This is a genomic window from Sphingobium boeckii (genome assembly GCF_014199215.1).
GTDB lineage: Bacteria > Pseudomonadota > Alphaproteobacteria > Sphingomonadales > Sphingomonadaceae > Sphingobium_A > Sphingobium_A boeckii.
The window spans coordinates 250001-266720 of sequence record NZ_JACIJC010000001.1 but is presented as its reverse complement, the minus strand read 5'-3'; the positions used below and the strand labels follow the sequence as shown (position 1 = coordinate 266720).

Genomic DNA, 16720 nt, shown 5'->3' with positions numbered 1-16720 from the left:
CGGGCGGATTTCTCCCAAAGGTCACATCAGGGTCACACTGTCGCGCTTCTCAGCATTGGCCCGGCGCATCAGAAAGGCCGGCCGAAAAACCGCCGGAAAACCGGACACCTGACGAATCGACCATTTCAAAAAGCCGCGCGCAGCCAAGCAGATTCACGCGCTGTAGGACAGCGGAATTGTCTCCGCTGCTGCGGTGCGCTCAGGGTGTCGGCGGTTGTCGCGACACGCTTTCGATCAGCCTGTCCAGCACAACGGGTTCATCACGCTTGCCATGGCTGGCCCGCGCCGAAAGCACGCTGACTTCATGACCCGTCGCCGGATCGAGGAAGCGCAATTCAAGCGTGGAAAGCTGCTTGCCGCGTTTGCCCGGCCGCGCCAGCCAAGCCGGTTCGGCACCGGGCACCGGCGGCGGATCCAGCGCGGCCAACCCCACCTTGGCGGGGCGCCGCGCTTGATTCACCAGCAGCAGATAATCCGCTTTCCCACCGGCTGCGGCGGGGATCAGCCCCTTTGCAGCCAGCGCGTCCGCCATCCGCAAACGGCTGGCTTCGGGCAGATGCGGCTGCTCGGCTTCGGGCAGGAGCCAGACATAATGGCTGCCGGCCGGGATGGGCGCGCCCGATGCGCTGGTCTCCACACGCAGCGGCTGCACGCATCCCGCCAGGGAAAATGCCAGCAGCGTGCCGGCGATGGCCTTTATATTCATGCCGCCTTCTTTAGCGCGCGAAGGGATGCAGGCCAAGCATTTCACCCAACCGGCGCGAAGCGATCGGGATGGGCATCGGCAAAAGCGGGCAGCGCCTGACAGGCGGCATCGATCCGCACCAGGGCGGGATAAGCATCAAGCGCCATGGCGAGCCGGCGCGCATTATACATTTGGGGCACCAGGCAGATATCGGCGAGATCGGGATGCGCGCCGCCGAAGAAATCGCCCGCATCCTGCGCCATCACCTCCAGCGCGCGGAACCCTTCGGCGACCCAGTGGCGATACCAGTCATCGCGCGCCGCCTGATCAAGCCCCAATGGATCTTTCAGATAATGAAGGATGCGCAGATTGTTGATCGGATGAATATCCGCCGCGATCGTCAGCGCCTGCGCCAGCGTCTTCGCGCGTCGCGCAGGATCCTTAGAGACGAAGGGCGCGGCGCGGAATTTGGCGTCCAGATAATCCATGATTGCCAGCGATTGCGTCAGTTGCAGCCCGTCGATCTCCAATGTGGGCACGAAGCCCTGAGGATTGCGCGCCAGATTTTCCGATGCGCGTTGCGCGCCATCGATCAGGGACACATCGACACGATCATAGGCAACGCCCTTCAGATTGAGCGCAATGCGCACCCGATAGCTCGCCGAAGAGCGCCAATAATCGAACAGGGTTAGGCCGGTCATCCATCATCTCCTGCCAGCAAGGCCAACAGCGCGAAGCTCGCCAGCCAATGCTCGCCCATATAATCGCCCGCCACATGCGGCAGGCTGGCGTTCAGATGCGCGTCCGCCGTAGTCAGCGCGATCGTCCGTACCGGCCCCTCCAGCGCATCGGCAATGCTGCGCCAGCACCACGCACGGCTGAGATTGCAGCCATCGAGATGCGCGATCTTGCCATCGCTGCGATCTGAAACGGTCACGGGCGTGAACAGCGTGCTGGGTTCACCCTTCTCCAGATCGGGCAGAAAAGCCGCGAACCACGTCCGGAAATCCGCGGCGGGCAGCACGCGCTTCATGATCAGCGCCTCGATCATCGCGGGAGACAGAAATTCGTCCCCTCCCGGCTCCCAGCCGAGACAGCCCTTGTCAGCGCCATAGTAATCCAGCGCGCGCGCGCGGATGAGCGCCGCCAGCGCGGGATCGTGATCCTCCGCCCAGTCGAGCGCGAGCACCAGCGCAAAGGCGGTGCTGTAATGCGTGCCCGTGCGGATCGGATAGGTCTGCCGGGGCAGGAAGGCGTGCAGGCGATCTGCAAAGGCGCGGGCGAGCGGCTCCAGATCGGCGCCCCATGACTCATCATGGCGCATCGCCTCGCCATGCAGCGCCAGCAGCCAGGCCCAGCCATAAGGCCGCTCGAACCCGCCAGTATAGGCGCGATCAAGATAGGCGAGTTCGCCCGCGATTTTACCGGGCGTCAGCATCTCGTCTGCCAGATCGCGCACCTGCCGGGCCAGAAGCAATGTGGGGAAAAGCCGCCTGAGCGTCAGCAGCATCCAATAGCCATGCACGCAGCTATGCCAATCGAAGCTGCCATGGAAGATCGGGTGCAACGCGCGCGGCCCCAGCACATCTTCCGGACCATCCATCACATGATCCAATTTGTGCGGATATTCGCGGCGGACATGATCGAGCGCGAGCCCGGCGAAACGGGTGGCGATATCTGGCGTGAGGCTGTTCATGGCCTGTGCCTACGCCCGGCGGCCCTGCCTAGAAAGCCAGAAAATAGATCAGCAGGAGATTGCACAACAGCAAAGGCAAAGCGGTGCCGATCTGCGCCTTGATCACGCCGTTGCGATCTTTCAGCTCCAGCAGGGCGGCGGGCACGATGTTGAAATTGGCGGCCATCGGCGTCATCAGCGTGCCGCAAAAGCCCGCCAGCATCCCGATCGCGCCGATGACCGCGGCATCGCCGTGATAGGCCTGGATCAGCAGCGGCACGCCGATCGCCGCCGCCATCACCGGAAAAGCGGCAAAGGCATTGCCCATGATCATCGTGAAGCCCGCCATGCCCAGCGCATAGACCGCCACCGCCACGAAGCGATTGCCCTCGGGGATCACCGCGCCCGCCAGCCCGCCGATGATATCGCCCACCCCCGCCAGCGCGAACACAGCGCCCAGGCTGGCAAGCATCTGCGGGAGCAGCGCGGCCCAGCCGACCGAATCCATCAGGCGGCGGCCTTCCTGCAAGGGTGCGAGCACGGGCGGATGCAGCCAGAGCATCGTGACGGCCACAGCGCTCAGCGCCCCGATACCCAGCAGGATCAGCGTGACCCATTTGGGATCGAACAGGCCGGACTGGCCGAAGGGCGTATAATTATACGCGATCGTGCCGAGCAGCGCCGTCACCGGGATGATGAGCGCCGGCAGGAACAGCCGATTGCCCAGCCGCGCGGACAAGGCTTCGCGTTCTTTCACCGATGTCGTCTCGGGATCACCGCGCCCCACCAGGCCGAACCCCGCCAAGCCGACGAGACACAGCACCAGCATTCCATTACCCAGATCGCCGAGATGATCTCCGGCCAGGAAGCTGAGCGCGATCAGCCCCCAGAAGGCCGCATTGCCGAGACGCTTGGCATGGGTGCGATCCGCTGCGCTGAGGATGGCGAAGGCGGCGAACATCGCGCCACCGAGGATATAGAGCCAGGTGAGCGTGATCATGATCCGCCCCCTTCGTCATTCCCGCGGACGCGGGAATCCCGCTTTTTCATGACGCTTCCGTAAGAAGAAGCGGGATCCCCGCTTTCGCGAGGATGACGGGGAGAAGAATGCGCCAACCGCCGATCCAACAGCAACAGTCGCGCGCCATGGATCAGGAATGCCAGCACCGCCGTCGGGATCGCCCAGAGCGACAGATGCAGCGGCGCGATCTCGATGCCATAGGTTTCGAACGTCCCCTTGATCAGCAGGATCGATCCGATGGCGATGAAGATATCCTCGCCGAAGAACAGCCCGACATTGTCGGTCGCCGCGGCATAGCTCTTCACCGTTTCGCGCGTGTCTTCGTCCAGCCCGCCCAATTGCGTTTCCGCCGCCGCCTCGCCCATGGGCGCGACCAGCGGGCGGACCGTCTGTGCATGGCCCGCCACCGATGTGAGGCCCAGCGCGGACATCGCCTGGCGCATCAGCAGATAGGCCAGCAGCAATCTGCCCGCAGTCGCCCCCTTGAAGCCGGCGATCAGCGCGCGCGCGCGCTGCTGAAGGCCGAAGCGTTCGAGCAGGCCGATCACGGGCAAAACGATGTAGACGATCGTCACGAAGCGATTGTCGTTGAAGGATTTTCCGAGCGCGGCGAGCACCGCGAGCGGATCGAAGCCCGCCGCGATCCCGGTGACGAAGGCAGCGACGGTGACGACCAGCAGCGGATTGAACTTCAGCAGGAAGCCGATGACGACGATCGCGATGCCTAGCAGAGGCAGATAGGCGCTCAATCCTCTTCTCGCCCATAGCCGCCACCGCCCGGCGTCTCGATCACGAACACATCGCCCGCGGCCATATCCGCGCCGGCCGTGGCGGGCAGCAATTCCACGCGTCCATCCGCTCGCTCCACGCGATTGACCCCCGGCTTGCCATCCGCGCCGCCCTTCAGCCCATGCGGCGGGACGCGCCGGCGGTTGGAGAGGATGCCCGCGCGCATCGGCGCCAGAAAGCGCAACCGGCGGATCACGCCATCGCCCCCGCGCGACGCCCCCGCGCCACCCGACCCCGCCCGAATCGCAAAGCTCTCCAGCAACACGGGGTAGCGCGTTTCCAGAACCTCAGGATCGGTCAGGCGGCTGTTGGTCATATGCGTCTGCACCGCGCTGGCACCGTCAAAGCCCGGCCCCGCGCCCGCGCCGCCCGCGATCGTCTCGTAATATTGATGATGGTCGTTGCCGAAGGTGAAATTGTTCATCGTGCCCTGCGATCCGGCCAGCGCCCCGGTCGCGGCGAACAGCGCATCGGTGATCGCCTGGCTGGTCTCCACATTGCCCGCCACCACCGCGGCGGGATAGGCCGGATTGAGCATGGATTGCGGCGGCACGATCAGCGTGATCGGCTTGAGGCAGCCGTCGTTCATCGGAATGGCATCGTCCACCAGGGTGCGAAACACATAGAGGGTGGCGGCGCGGCAGATCGAATAGGGTGCGTTGAAATTATCCGGCAATTGCGCGCTGGTGCCGGTGAAATCGATCACCGCCGAACGCGCGGCGCGATCGACCCGGATCGCCACCTGGATCGCCGCGCCATTGTCCATCTCGATCCGGGCCGTGCCATCGGCCAGTCCCGCGATCAGATGGCGCACCGCCTCTTCGGCATTCGCGACCACATGGCGCATATAGGCACGGATCACATCGCGGCCATATTCGCCCGCGATCCGGCGCAACTCGATCACACCACGCGCGCAGGCCGCCACCTGCGCCTTCAGATCGGCGATGTTGCGATCAGGATTGCGCGCGGGCCATTGTCCCTCAGCCAGCAGCGCGCGCATTTCGCTTTCGAGAAAGCGGCCCGCATCCACCAGCAGATGATTGTCGATCAGCACGCCTTCCTCTTCCACGCTGCGGCTGTCGGGGGGCATGGATCCGGGCGCGATCCCGCCGATATCGGCATGGTGGCCGCGCGCCGCGACATAGGCTTCGGGCGCGTCGCCGCCGTCTATGAAGACGGGCATGATCACCGTGATATCGGGCAGGTGCGTCCCGCCGCGATAGGGCGCGTTGAGCACATAGACGTCACCGGGTTTCATCCCGCGTCCGTCACGCGCCACGCCCGCCGGATCATCGCCCCGCGCGTCTATGATCGTGCGGATGCTGTCTCCCATCGAACCCAGATGCACCGGGATATGCGGCGCATTGGCGATCAGCGCGCCGCCCGCATCGAACAGCGCGCAGGAGAAATCGAGCCGCTCCTTGATGTTGACCGAACTTGCGGTGTTTTGCAGCGCGACGCCCATTTCCTCGGCGATCGCCATGAAGAGATTGTTGAAAATCTCCAGCATCACGGGATCCGCATCGGTGCCGATGGCATGGCTGGTGGCGCGCGGCGCGGCGCGGGTGAGGATCAGATTGCCCACGCCATCCACCTCCCCCTGCCAGCCGGGTTCGATCACGGTGGTGGCCGAAGGATCGATGATGAGCGCCGGGCCGATCACGCGGGCACCCTCACCCAGCGCCGCGCGATCATAGACGCCCTCTTCAAGCAGCGGTTCGCTCCGCCCCTGCGGCACAGACAGCGCGCCGCCTTCATCCCAGGATTTGCCGACCGCCTCCGCAATCAGCGTCTCCACGATCACCGGCGCGCCAGGTGCGGCAAAGCCGAAGCGCGCCTTGTGCCGCACTTCGAACTCGGCGCGCATCAGATCGGGCGCATCGAGCGCAATCTCGATCGTGCTGTCACTGCCTTCATAGCGCAGCGCGAGGCGCTTGTGCACGGAGGTGAACCCCAGCGGGACATCCTGCGCCTCAAGCGCATCGAGCGCTTCGAGCGCCAGCGTATCCAGCCGCGCGAGATCGCCGCCCAGCGGAAGCCCGCTGCTCTCCTCGCGCAACACCGTGAGATCGGCCAGCCCCATGCCATAAGCGGACAATACGCCGGCAAGCGGATGGATCATCACCCGCTCCATCCCCAGCGCATCGGCCACCATGCACGCATGCTGCCCGCCCGCGCCGCCAAAGCAGGCGAGCGTGTAGCGGCTGACGTCATGCCCACGGGCGATCGAAATCTGCTTGATCGCATTGGCCATATTCTCGACCGCGATGCGCAGGAAGCCACGCGCAATGTCTTCCGGTGAGAGGGTGCCGACCTCTTGCGCCAGCGCCGCGAATTTGCTGCGCACGATTTCCACATCGATCGGCTGATCGCCATGCGCGCCGAACACGCGCGGAAAATGCTGCGGCCTGATCTTGGCCAGAAGCACGTTGCAATCAGTGACCGTCAGCGGCCCGCCCCGCCTGTAGCAGGCGGGGCCGGGCACGGCACCCGCCGAATCCGGCCCGACGCGGAACCGGCTGCCATCAAAGCTGCAGATGGAGCCGCCGCCCGCTGCCACCGTATGAATTTCCAGCATCGGCGCGCGGACGCGCACCCCCGCCACCATCGTCTCGCTGGTGCGCTCATAATGGCCGGCATAATGCGACACATCGGTGGACGTGCCGCCCATATCGAAGCCGATGATGCGATCGAAGCCAGCCTGTGCCGCGGTTTTCACCATGCCCACGATGCCGCCCGCCGGGCCGGACAATATGGCGTCCTTGCCCTGCAGCATTTCCGGATTCACCAAGCCGCCGCTCGATTGCATGAACAGCAGCCGCGTATCGCCCAGCGCGCTCACCACCTGGTTCACATAGCGGCGCAGCACCGGGGAAAGATAAGCATCGACCACGCTGGTGTCGCCGCGCCCGACCAGCTTGATCAAAGGGCCGACCTGGTGGCTGGCCGAAACCTGCGTGAAGCCGATCGCGCGCGCCATCGCAGCAATCTCCGCTTCATGCGCCGTCCAGCGCCAGCCGTGCATCAGCACGATCGCGATCGCGCGAAACCCCGCGTCAAAGGCGGATTGCAGATCGGTGCGCGTTATTGCTGCATCCAGCGGCTGCAGCATTGCGCCGTCCGCCGCCATGCGCTCGTCGATCTCGATCACCCGATCGTAAAGCGGCTGGGGCAATTGGATGTGGCGCGCGAAGATCTTGGGCCGCGCCTGATAGCCGATCCGCAGCGCATCGCCGAAGCCGCGCGTGATCGCCAGCACCACCGGTTCGCCCTTGCGCTCCAGCAGCGCATTGGTGGCCACGGTGGTGCCCATCTTCACCGCTTCGACCACGCCGCCGCCATGCGCCGCCATCAACTGGCGGATGCCCGCAACGGCCGCATCGTCATAGCGTTCCGGATTGTCCGAAAGCAGCTTGGCGGTCAGCAGGGCACCGCGCGGCGTCCGCGCGACGATGTCGGTAAACGTGCCGCCGCGGTCGATCGAAAAGGACCAGCCTGTCATGGACGGTCAAACACCCGCGCGGTGATCGCATCCAGCCTGGCCAGCAGCGCCGGATCGCGTGCGGATGGCGCCGTCATGATGGCACCATCCAGCGCGGTGTCGATCGGCGACGGATCGCGCACGGACGGCAGCGCTTTGGCGAACGCCACCACAATGCGCTTCGCCTTGTCTCCATTCGCCTTGAGCTGGGCGATGACCTGACTGACATCGACATGATCCTCGTCGCGCCAGCTATCATAATCCGTGACCATGCCGAGCAGCGCATAAGGCAGTTCCGCCTCCCGGCAGAGCTTGGCTTCGGGCATCGCGGTCATCCCGATCACGTCGCAGCCCCATTGCCGGTAGAGCAGGCTTTCGGCGCGGGTGGAGAATTGCGGCCCTTCCATCACCAATTGCGTGCCGCCCTCATGCACCTGCGCACCGGCAGCGCGCGCCGCGGCTGCGGCCATGCCGGACAACCGCGGGCAGACCGGATACGCGATCGACACATGCGCCACGCAACCCGTGCCGAAAAAGCTCTTCTCCCGCGCGAAGGTGCGGTCCACGAACTGATCGACCATCACGAACATGCCGGGCGGCATATGGTCCTGCAGCGATCCGATCGCGGAAATGGACAGAATATCGGTGCACCCCGCGCGTTTGAGCGCATCCACATTGGCGCGGAAGTTGAGCCCGCTCGGCGCGATCCGATGACCCCGGCCGTGCCGCGGGAGGAACACGAACTTCACGCCCGCGATCCGACCCGTCAGCAGCGCATCCGATGCCGGCCCCCAAGGCGTATCGACCGCGATCCACTGCGGATTTTCCAGTCCATCGATCTCGTAAAGGCCAGATCCGCCGATCACGCCGATGGTCCATTCACTCATATCGGCTCAATCCCCATGGTCACAGTCCGCGCGGGCCAAGCCCCTATCGGGTCTCGGCAAGGCTCTTCCTCATGCCATAAGCGAAATAGACCAGCAGACCGAACGCATTCCAGATCAGAAAATAAAGCTGGGTCTTTTGCGGCAGACTGAGGAACAGATAGCAGCATCCCAGGATCGCGATCAGCCCGACCACCCACGCGGCCGGGGTGCGGAACGGTCGGGCCGCATCGGGCGCGCGCCGCCGCATCACCAACATGCACAAGGCCACGGCCACGAACGCCGCCAGCGTGCCGGAATTGGCAAGCGCTGCGATCTCATCGAGCGGAATCAGCCCGGCGAAGATCGACACGAAGGCCGCCGTGATGATCGTGATGCGCACCGGTGTGCCGCGTGCTGATATGCGCGCCAGCGATTGAGGCAGAAAGCCGTCGCGCGCCATCACCAGGAAGATGCGGCTCTGGCCATAAAAGAATGCCAGCACCACCGTGGGCAATGCGATCACGGCGGCGGCGGCCACGATTTTGGCGATGCCGGGCTGCTGAATTTCGCGCATGATCAGCGCCAGTGGTTCCGGGCTGTTGGCAAAACGGGTAAAGGGCAAGGCACCCACGGCAGCAGCGGCCACGATCATGTAGATCACCGTGCACACCAGCATCGATCCCACGATCCCGATCGGCAAATTGCGCTCCGGATTCTTGGTTTCTTCCGCCGCCGTGGAGATCGCATCGAACCCGTAAAACGCGAAGAAGATGATGGCCGCCGCCGCCATCACGCCGCGTTCCACGCCATCGGGCGCGACCGATTTGCCAAAGCCGAAGGGCATGAACGGTTCGAAATTGGCAGCGTCGAAATGCGGCAGCGCGACGGCCACGAACAATGTGAGCGTCACGATCTTGACCACCACCAACGCCGCATTCAGTCGGGCGCTTTCATGCGTGCCCAGCATCAGCAGCCCGGCGACCACCCAGATAATCAGGATCGCAGGCAGATTGACGATCCCGCCCGCATGTGGCCCCTGCGCCAGATTCATCGGATAGCCCAGCCAATCGTGCAGCAGGGGTGCCGCATAGCCCGACCAGCCGACCGCCACGGTGGACACGACCAGCGAATATTCGAGGATCAGGCTCCATCCGATCACCCAGGCGAAAATCTCACCCAGCACGACATAGCTATAAGTATAGGCGCTGCCCGAGGCGGGAATCATCGTGGACATTTCGGCATAGGCCAGCGCCGCACAGGCGCAGATCACGCCGGCGATCGCGAAGGACAACAGCACGGACGGCCCCGCCCGATCGGCACCCACGCCGATCAAGGTGAGGATCCCCGTGCCCACGATCGCGCCGACTCCCAGTGCCACGAGATGCGGCCAGGAGAGCGTGCGCGTCATGCGATGTTCGTGCGGCTGATCGTCTCCGGTCAGGACCGTTTTCCGCCGCAGCAACTTGTTCATTCCATGGCTCCCCTTGTGGGGGGCAACCTAGACCGGCTTTCGCGCTCAAGTCGAGCGGCGCGCATCAAACTGCTCGTCGCGCATTTTCACCGGACCAGCGACGAAACAAACAAAGCCCCATTGCGCAGGAAAGAAAAACTATGTTTCTAGATTCTCTAGTGAATGAGTAGAGAACAACCCGAATCAAAAAAGGGGTTTTCCAGCGTGACCATTCGTCAAACCATTCTCGCAGGCGTTGCCTTCGCCGCCTTCGCCCAGCCCGGCCTTGCCTGGGCCGATCCCGAGGCGGCACCCGACGCCGCGCGCGCCGAAAGCGAAGCACCGGAGGCCGCAGAGGCTGATATCGGGAATGGCAACATCATCCTGGTGACCGCGCGTCGCCGGCTGGAAACCGCGCAGGAGGTGCCGCTGGCGATCTCCGTGATCCGCGGCGACAGCATCGAGGCCACGGGCAATTTCAACATCGTCAAGCTGCAGCAGCTCGCCCCGACGCTGCAGGTGTATACCACCAATCCCCGCAACACGTCGGTCAATATCCGCGGGCTTGGCGTGCCGTTCGGCCTGACCAGCGACGGCTTCGAGCAGGGCGTGGGCATCTATGTCGATGACGTTTACAATTCGCGCGTTGCCGCCGCGACGTTCGACTTCCTCGACGTCGATCAGGTCGAAGTGCTGCGCGGTCCGCAAGGCACGCTCTACGGCAAGAACACCACCGCCGGCGCGATCAACATCACCACCAACCAGCCGACTTTTGATTTCGAGGGCCGCGCCGAGCTGACGGCGGGCAATCTGAATTACAAACAGGCCAAGGCCGCCGTTTCAGGTCCGCTATCCGAGACGATCGCGGCGCGCATCGCGGTTGCGACGACCACCCGGCGCGGCACGCTCTACAACACCAGAACGCAGCGCTGGATCAACGAGCAGGACAATCTCGGTCTGCGCGGCACATTGCTGTTCAAGCCGAACGACAACCTCTCGGTCACCTTGTCGGGCGACTATTCGCAGCAGGATCCCGAAGGATACGGCACCGTCTACGTCCGGGTCGGCCGCACCCAGCGCGCGCTCACCCGGCAGTATGACGGGCTTGTCGCAGCAATCAATGCCGCCACGCCGGGCCGCAATTATGCGGTTCCCAGCACCAATCCCTATGACCGCCTGACCGACCTCGACAGCAATCTCAACGCGGGCAACAAGATCGGCGGCGCTTCGCTCAAGGTGAAATGGGATGTCGGCCCCGGCACGTTCACCTCGATCAGCGCCTGGCGCTTCTGGGACTGGAAGCCCGAGAATGATCGCGATTTCACTGGCCTGTCGATCGTCGCCAAATCACAAAACCCTTCGCAGCAGGATCAGTATAGCCAGGAATTCCGCTACAATTACGAAAGCGACAAGATCGATGTCGTGGTCGGCCTGTTCGGCTTCAAGCAACGGATCGACACCCAGGGCACCGAGCAGCAGGGTGCCGATGCCAGCCGCTGGAGCCTGACCGGTGCCCAGGCCGTAGACCCCAGCATTCTCAACGGCCTGACCGCATCCAACACCCAGTTCCTCAAGAGCGACAGCGCGGCGCTTTATGGCCAGGTCAGCTATCAATTGACCGATGCCCTGACGATCCAGCCGGGTATCCGGATCAACTATGACAAGAAGGAAGGTTTTTACGAGCGCGTCGTGACCAACGGCGCGGGTGCGGTGATCAGTTGCACCCCCGTGCCGGCTGCCGGCACGGTGCTGGCCGCGCAATGCGGCGTCTATCAGCCGCAGAGCACTTCGCCCTCGGTGAGCGACTGGAATTTCAGCTACGATCTCAACGTGAATTACAAGATCACCCGCGACGTTCTCGCTTATGCGACCTATGCCAAGAGCTTCAAGACCGTGGGCATCAACCAAAATGGTCTGCCGCTGACCAGCGCGAACGTCCCCGACCTGTCCGCAAGCACGGTGAAGCCGGAATCGGTCAATCACTATGAAATCGGTCTCAAGACCGCATTCTGGGATCGTCGGGCCACCTTCAACCTCAGCGCCTTCCGCACCGAGATCAAGAATTTCCAGGCCACCGTGAATGGTGGACAGTTCGGCACGGTGCGCGGCTATCTGGCCAATGCCGAGAAGGTGGTATCCCAGGGGATCGAGGCGGATTTCAAGATCCGCCCGAGCGACCGCGTCTCGGCTTATGCCAACGGTGCCTATACCGACGCGAAATATAAGAAGTTCACCAATGCGCCCTGCCCGCCCGAGCTTTCCGGCGGCACGCTCCAGCCTGCCAATGCCGCGCCGGATTATTCGCAGCCCGGTGTCGCTGGGGCGCTCAGCCCGCGGCAATGCGACATTTCCGGGGCCGATCTGCCCGGCGTGTCGAAATGGGCCTTCTCCTACGGTGTGGAAGCCAACGCCCCGGTTCATCTGCTCGACAAGGACGGGCAAGTCTATTTCGGCGTCGATGGCAATTATCGTTCGCATTGGAATTCGAATGCCTCGCCGTCGATCTACACCGATGTGAAGGGCTATGCGCTCACCAATTTTCGTCTGGGTTTCCGCACGGACAGTGGCTTCGACATCTTCGGCTGGGTGCGCAACGCCTTTGACGTGAATTACATTGAAACGCTGCAGGTCGCGCCCGGCAATGTCGGGCTGATCGCAGGCCAGCCGGGCGATCAGCGCACCTGGGGGGGCACGATCAAGACGAGTTTCTGAACCCACCGAATCACGCCCGCTTCGGCGGGTCGTGTGAAGCCCCGGGCGCGAAGTCACGCACGCGTCCGGGGCTGACTGATTGAGACTTGCGTGTAACCGCTTGAGAAGGCAATCTTTGCGCGCAGCCGGGGGCGGCCTGTTCCGAAGGACGCATGTATGCGTAAAGCGATTCTGGCGATCCTGACCCTGACACTCGCGGGATGCGGCGGTGGCGATGGCGGCTCCACCCCGTCTCCACCGCAAAACCGCGCGCCGAGCTTCACCTCCGCCACTGCGGCCAATGCCCCCGAAGGCGCGACTGCCGCATTCTACACTGCCGCAGCCACCGATCCGGATGGCAATCCGCTGACCTTTTCGCTGTCCGGCGGGGCCGATGCGGCGATGTTTTCGATCACGGCGGGCGGCGCGCTGACCTTTCGCGCTGCACCCGATTTCGAGGCGCCCGGGGATGCGGACCGCAACAATATCTATCAGGTCACGCTCTCCGTATCGGACGGCACGGCGAACGCCACGCTCGCGCTCTCCGTCACGGTGACCGACGCTGCGACCGGCGCATTCCGGGTGCGACGGGCCGGCACGGGATTCAGCCAACCGCTCTATGCGCTCGGCATCCCCGACAATTCCGGACGGCTGCTGATCGCGCAAAAGGGCGGGCTTATTCGCATTTTCAATCCCGCGACCGGGGCGATCGCCGCGACTCCGTTTCTCGATGTTTCGGGCCAGATCGCCACCGATGGCGAGCGCGGCCTGCTCGGCGTCGCATTGCCCGCCGATTTCCAGACCAGCGGCACCGCCTATGTCTATCTGACCAACACCACGGGCGCGATCGAGATCAGGCGCTATCGCACGCTGCTGAGCAACAGCGATCAACTCGACCCCACCACCGCCGACGTCATCCTGACCTTCCCCCACGCCGGGGCCAGCAATCACAATGGCGGCTGGATCGATTTCGGGCCGGATGGCTTGCTGTATGCGGCCACGGGGGACGGCGGCGGATCGAACGACACGTTCGGCAACGCCCAGAACCGCAACAGCCTGCTCGGCAAGATGCTCAGGATCGACGTCAGTCGCGACGATTTCCCCACGGACAGCGCGCGGGACTATGGCATTCCCGCCACCAATCCCTTCGCAACAGCGGGCGACGCGCCGGAGGTGTGGGCCTATGGCCTGCGCAACAGTTTTCGCAACAGCTTCGATCGGGTGACCGGCAATTTGTGGATCGGCGATGTCGGCCAGAATGCGATCGAGGAGGTGGATCTGATGCGCCCCACCGACGGCGGCGCGAATTTCGGCTGGCCACTGTATGAAGGCACGCAAGCCAATACCGGCAACAGCACCGCGGGGCTGACCTTTCCGGTCACGCAATATAGCCATGGCACCGGACCGGCGCAGGGCGATTCGCTCACGGGCGGCTATGTCTATCGCGGGCCGGTGGAATCGCTGCAGGGCCAGTATATCTTCGGCGATTTCGTGCGCGGGGCGCTGTGGTCGGTGCCGATCACGCAGCTCATGCCGGGCGCTACGCTCCCCAGCAGCAGCTTCACGATCCGCACGCAGAGTTTCGCACCGAGCGCAGGCACGATTGGCAATGTCGCGAGCTTCGGACAGGACCAGGCGGGCAATCTCTACATCGTCGATTATGATGGCGACATCTTCGTGATCGAGGCCGCCATTTGATCACCGCGCCATCTTCTGACACTCCGGGCGCATGGCAGATACGATCAAACTCGACGAAAGCTGGAAAGCGGCGCTGAAAGCGGAATTCGAGAGCGGCTATATGGCGGCTCTCAGGCAGTTCCTGCTGGACGAAAAGGCCAAGGGAAAGCGCATCTTTCCCAAAGGCAGCGAATATTTCCGCGCGCTGGATCTCACCCCGCCGGATGCAGTGAAGGTCGTGATCCTGGGGCAGGACCCTTATCATGGCGAGGGGCAGGCGCATGGCCTGTGTTTCAGCGTGCAGCCTGGCGTTCGTCCGCCGCCATCGCTGAAGAACATCTATAAGGAATTGCAGAGCGATCTCGGGATCGCGCCGCCACGCCACGGGTTTCTGGAATCCTGGGCGCGGCAGGGCGTGCTCCTGCTCAACAGCGTACTGACGGTGGAGATGGCGCAGGCGGCCTCGCATCAACGCAAGGGCTGGGAGACGTTCACCGACGCGATTATTCGCACGGTCAACGCCAAGCCCGAGCCCGTGGTGTTTATCCTGTGGGGTGCCTATGCCCAGCGCAAGGCGGCGTTCGTGGACGCCAGCCGCCATCTGGTGCTGAAATCGGCGCATCCATCGCCGCTGTCAGCGCACAATGGATTTTTGGGCAGCCGTCCCTTCTCCCAGGCCAACGCCTTTCTGGAAGGGCAAGGGCAGACACCGATCGACTGGGCACTGCCGGAGATGATGTGATCTGATGACCTGATCTGCGCCGGACACAAAAAAACCGCCCGTAAGGCGGCGTTTTGTTGGTTGCGGGAGTAGGATTTGAACCTACGACCTTCAGGTTATGAGCCTGACGAGCTACCGGGCTGCTCCATCCCGCGACACTAACGTGTTGGGCCTCAAGCGCCGGCGTCGACATCCGTCAACTTGGCTTTCCTCGCATCAGCGCGGGCGGCCGTTCGGCCTTGCGGACCTTCCGGCCCGTTAAGACCGAATAATCAACATCATGAATGGGTTCTTTGAACAAAATCCCCGTATACGCCTGCTACAAAGCCTGGCGACGACCTACTCTTCCAACGCTTAAGCGGTAGTACCATCGGCGCAGTCAGGTTTCACGGCCGAGTTCGGGATGGGATCGGGTGGGTCACTGACGCTATGGTCACCAAGCTATGAAGCAGGCGTATAGGGGGGTTTGTTCTTAAAATCGAATACCGTGCGTATTATGACCAAATTATTGGGCTGCGTTTAATCATCCGCACCGCAACAACAACCAGAGCTGTTATTGATGGTGGAACTCTCAATCGCGAATAGAGCAATTAGTACTGGTTAGCTCCATGGATTACTCCACTTCCACATCCAGTCTATCAACGTCGTGGTCTCCGACGGCTCTATGAAATCTTATCTTGAGGGAGGCTTCCCGCTTAGATGCTTTCAGCGGTTATCCCGTCCATACATAGCTACCCTGCTGCACCGTTGGCACGATGACAGGTCCACCAGAGGTATGTTCAACCCGGTCCTCTCGTACTAGGGTCAACTCCTCTCAAATTTCGACGCCCACGGCAGATAGGGACCAAACTGTCTCGCGACGTTCTGAACCCAGCTCACGTACCACTTTAATTGGCGAACAGCCAAACCCTTGGGACCTGCTCCAGCCCCAGGATGTGATGAGCCGACATCGAGGTGCCAAACAACCCCGTCGATATGAGCTCTTGGGGGTTATCAGCCTGTTATCCCCGGCGTACCTTTTATCCGTTGAGCGATGGCCCTTCCACGAGGGACCACCGGATCACTATGACCGACTTTCGTCTCTGCTCGACTCGTCAGTCTCGCAGTCAGGCTGGCTTATGCCATTGCACTCTAACAGACGGTTTCCAACCGTCCTGAGCCAACCATCGCGCGCCTCCGTTACTCTTTAGGAGGCGACCGCCCCAGTCAAACTACCCACCACAGAGGGTCCCTGTACCGGATAACGGTACGAGGTTAGACATCAGAAAACAGCAGGGTGGTATTTCACCTATGGCTCCACGTCAGCTGGCGCCAACGCTTCAAAGCCTCCCACCTATGCTACACAGCTCTTTCCTAATGCCACTCTGAAGTTGCAGTAAAGGTGCACGGGGTCTTTCCGTCTAACCGCGGGTACTCCGCATCTTCACGGAGAATTCAATTTCGCTGAGCATGTACTGGAGACAGTGGGGAAGTCGTTACGCCATTCGTGCAGGTCGGAACTTACCCGACAAGGAATTTCGCTACCTTAGGACCGTTATAGTTACGGCCGCCGTTTACCTGGGCTTCATTTCGCAGCTTGCACTACTCCACTTAACCTTCAGGCACCGGGCAGGCGTCAGGCCCTATACGTCGTCTTGAAGCCGACTTAGCAGAGCCCTGTGTTT

12 protein-coding genes, 1 tRNA gene and 2 rRNA genes (1 of these 15 only partly in view) are annotated in these 16720 nt (G+C 62.9%); 3 read left to right on the top strand and 12 right to left on the bottom strand.

Going from position 1 to position 16720, the window contains the following annotated elements:
- Positions 1-21: 21 nt before the first annotated feature.
- The 9 genes from FHS49_RS19795 to FHS49_RS01305 are packed head-to-tail and all read right to left on the bottom strand — an operon-like array spanning position 22 to position 9988.
- The gene (locus tag FHS49_RS19795) at positions 22-147 is read right to left on the bottom strand and encodes a hypothetical protein (protein WP_281397017.1); all 126 of its coding nucleotides are present in this window, start codon (positions 145-147) and stop codon (positions 22-24) included.
- Between the two features lie 52 nt (positions 148-199).
- The gene (locus FHS49_RS01340) at positions 200-706 is read right to left on the bottom strand and encodes a hypothetical protein (RefSeq protein ID WP_184014513.1); all 507 of its coding nucleotides are present in this window, start codon (positions 704-706) and stop codon (positions 200-202) included.
- Between the two features lie 41 nt (positions 707-747).
- A complete protein-coding gene (gene maiA, locus FHS49_RS01335; protein WP_184014512.1) occupies positions 748-1386 on the bottom strand; it encodes a maleylacetoacetate isomerase in 639 nt (212 codons plus the stop codon).
- On the bottom strand, positions 1383-2381 hold the full coding sequence (locus FHS49_RS01330) for a DUF2891 domain-containing protein (RefSeq protein ID WP_184014511.1): 999 nt from the start codon (positions 2379-2381) through the stop codon (positions 1383-1385). The genes maiA and FHS49_RS01330 overlap by 4 nt, the downstream gene beginning before the upstream one ends.
- 28 nt (positions 2382-2409) lie before the next feature.
- Positions 2410-3360, bottom strand: a complete 951-nt coding sequence (locus FHS49_RS01325) for a DUF979 domain-containing protein (RefSeq protein ID WP_184014510.1) — start codon at positions 3358-3360, stop codon at positions 2410-2412.
- The gene (locus FHS49_RS01320; RefSeq protein WP_184015897.1) at positions 3357-4118 is read right to left on the bottom strand and encodes a DUF969 domain-containing protein; all 762 of its coding nucleotides are present in this window, start codon (positions 4116-4118) and stop codon (positions 3357-3359) included. Before FHS49_RS01320 ends, FHS49_RS01325 begins: the two co-directional genes overlap by 4 nt.
- Positions 4119-4126: 8 nt before the next feature.
- A complete protein-coding gene (locus FHS49_RS01315; RefSeq protein WP_184014509.1) occupies positions 4127-7672 on the bottom strand; it encodes a hydantoinase B/oxoprolinase family protein in 3546 nt (1181 codons plus the stop codon).
- Positions 7669-8538: an S-methyl-5'-thioadenosine phosphorylase gene (locus FHS49_RS01310; protein WP_184014508.1), complete on the bottom strand. Its 870-nt coding sequence runs from the start codon at positions 8536-8538 to the stop codon at positions 7669-7671. Before FHS49_RS01310 ends, FHS49_RS01315 begins: the two co-directional genes overlap by 4 nt.
- 43 nt (positions 8539-8581) lie before the next feature.
- Positions 8582-9988: an amino acid permease gene (locus tag FHS49_RS01305; RefSeq protein ID WP_184014507.1), complete on the bottom strand. Its 1407-nt coding sequence runs from the start codon at positions 9986-9988 to the stop codon at positions 8582-8584.
- A gap of 204 nt (positions 9989-10192) precedes the next feature.
- Here FHS49_RS01305 and FHS49_RS01300 point away from each other — a divergent pair, with 204 nt between their 5' ends.
- From FHS49_RS01300 to ung, 3 genes are all read left to right on the top strand, one after another.
- A complete protein-coding gene (locus FHS49_RS01300) occupies positions 10193-12679 on the top strand; it encodes a TonB-dependent receptor (protein ID WP_343052869.1) in 2487 nt (828 codons plus the stop codon).
- Positions 12680-12835: 156 nt separating this feature from the next.
- Positions 12836-14356: a PQQ-dependent sugar dehydrogenase gene (locus FHS49_RS01295; protein WP_184014505.1), complete on the top strand. Its 1521-nt coding sequence runs from the start codon at positions 12836-12838 to the stop codon at positions 14354-14356.
- Between the two features lie 31 nt (positions 14357-14387).
- Positions 14388-15077, top strand: a complete 690-nt coding sequence (ung, locus tag FHS49_RS01290) for a uracil-DNA glycosylase (protein WP_184014504.1) — start codon at positions 14388-14390, stop codon at positions 15075-15077.
- Positions 15078-15134: 57 nt separating this feature from the next.
- Here the strand turns inward: ung and FHS49_RS01285 are convergent.
- From FHS49_RS01285 to FHS49_RS01275, 3 genes are all read right to left on the bottom strand, one after another.
- Positions 15135-15211 (bottom strand) — tRNA-Met (locus tag FHS49_RS01285).
- A 171-nt stretch (positions 15212-15382) separates the two neighbouring features.
- Positions 15383-15497 (bottom strand): 5S ribosomal RNA (rrf, locus tag FHS49_RS01280).
- A 129-nt stretch (positions 15498-15626) separates the two neighbouring features.
- Positions 15627-16720 (bottom strand): 23S ribosomal RNA (locus FHS49_RS01275); it runs 1697 nt beyond the window's last position.

Excerpts from the sequence above, each read along its gene's own strand:
- FHS49_RS01315 (WP_184014509.1), bottom strand. The coding sequence starts at position 7,672 with ATGACAGGCTGGTCCTTTTCGATCGACCGCGGCGGCACGTTTACCGAC.
- FHS49_RS01340 (WP_184014513.1), bottom strand. The coding sequence starts at position 706 with ATGAATATAAAGGCCATCGCCGGCACGCTGCTGGCATTTTCCCTGGCG.
- FHS49_RS01325 (WP_184014510.1), bottom strand. The coding sequence starts at position 3,360 with ATGATCACGCTCACCTGGCTCTATATCCTCGGTGGCGCGATGTTCGCC.
- maiA (WP_184014512.1), bottom strand. The coding sequence starts at position 1,386 with ATGACCGGCCTAACCCTGTTCGATTATTGGCGCTCTTCGGCGAGCTAT.
- FHS49_RS01295 (WP_184014505.1), top strand. The coding sequence starts at position 12,836 with ATGCGTAAAGCGATTCTGGCGATCCTGACCCTGACACTCGCGGGATGC.
- FHS49_RS01310 (WP_184014508.1), bottom strand. The coding sequence starts at position 8,538 with ATGAGTGAATGGACCATCGGCGTGATCGGCGGATCTGGCCTTTACGAG.
- ung (WP_184014504.1), top strand. The coding sequence starts at position 14,388 with ATGGCAGATACGATCAAACTCGACGAAAGCTGGAAAGCGGCGCTGAAA.
- FHS49_RS01330 (WP_184014511.1), bottom strand. The coding sequence starts at position 2,381 with ATGAACAGCCTCACGCCAGATATCGCCACCCGTTTCGCCGGGCTCGCG.
- FHS49_RS01305 (WP_184014507.1), bottom strand. The coding sequence starts at position 9,988 with ATGAACAAGTTGCTGCGGCGGAAAACGGTCCTGACCGGAGACGATCAG.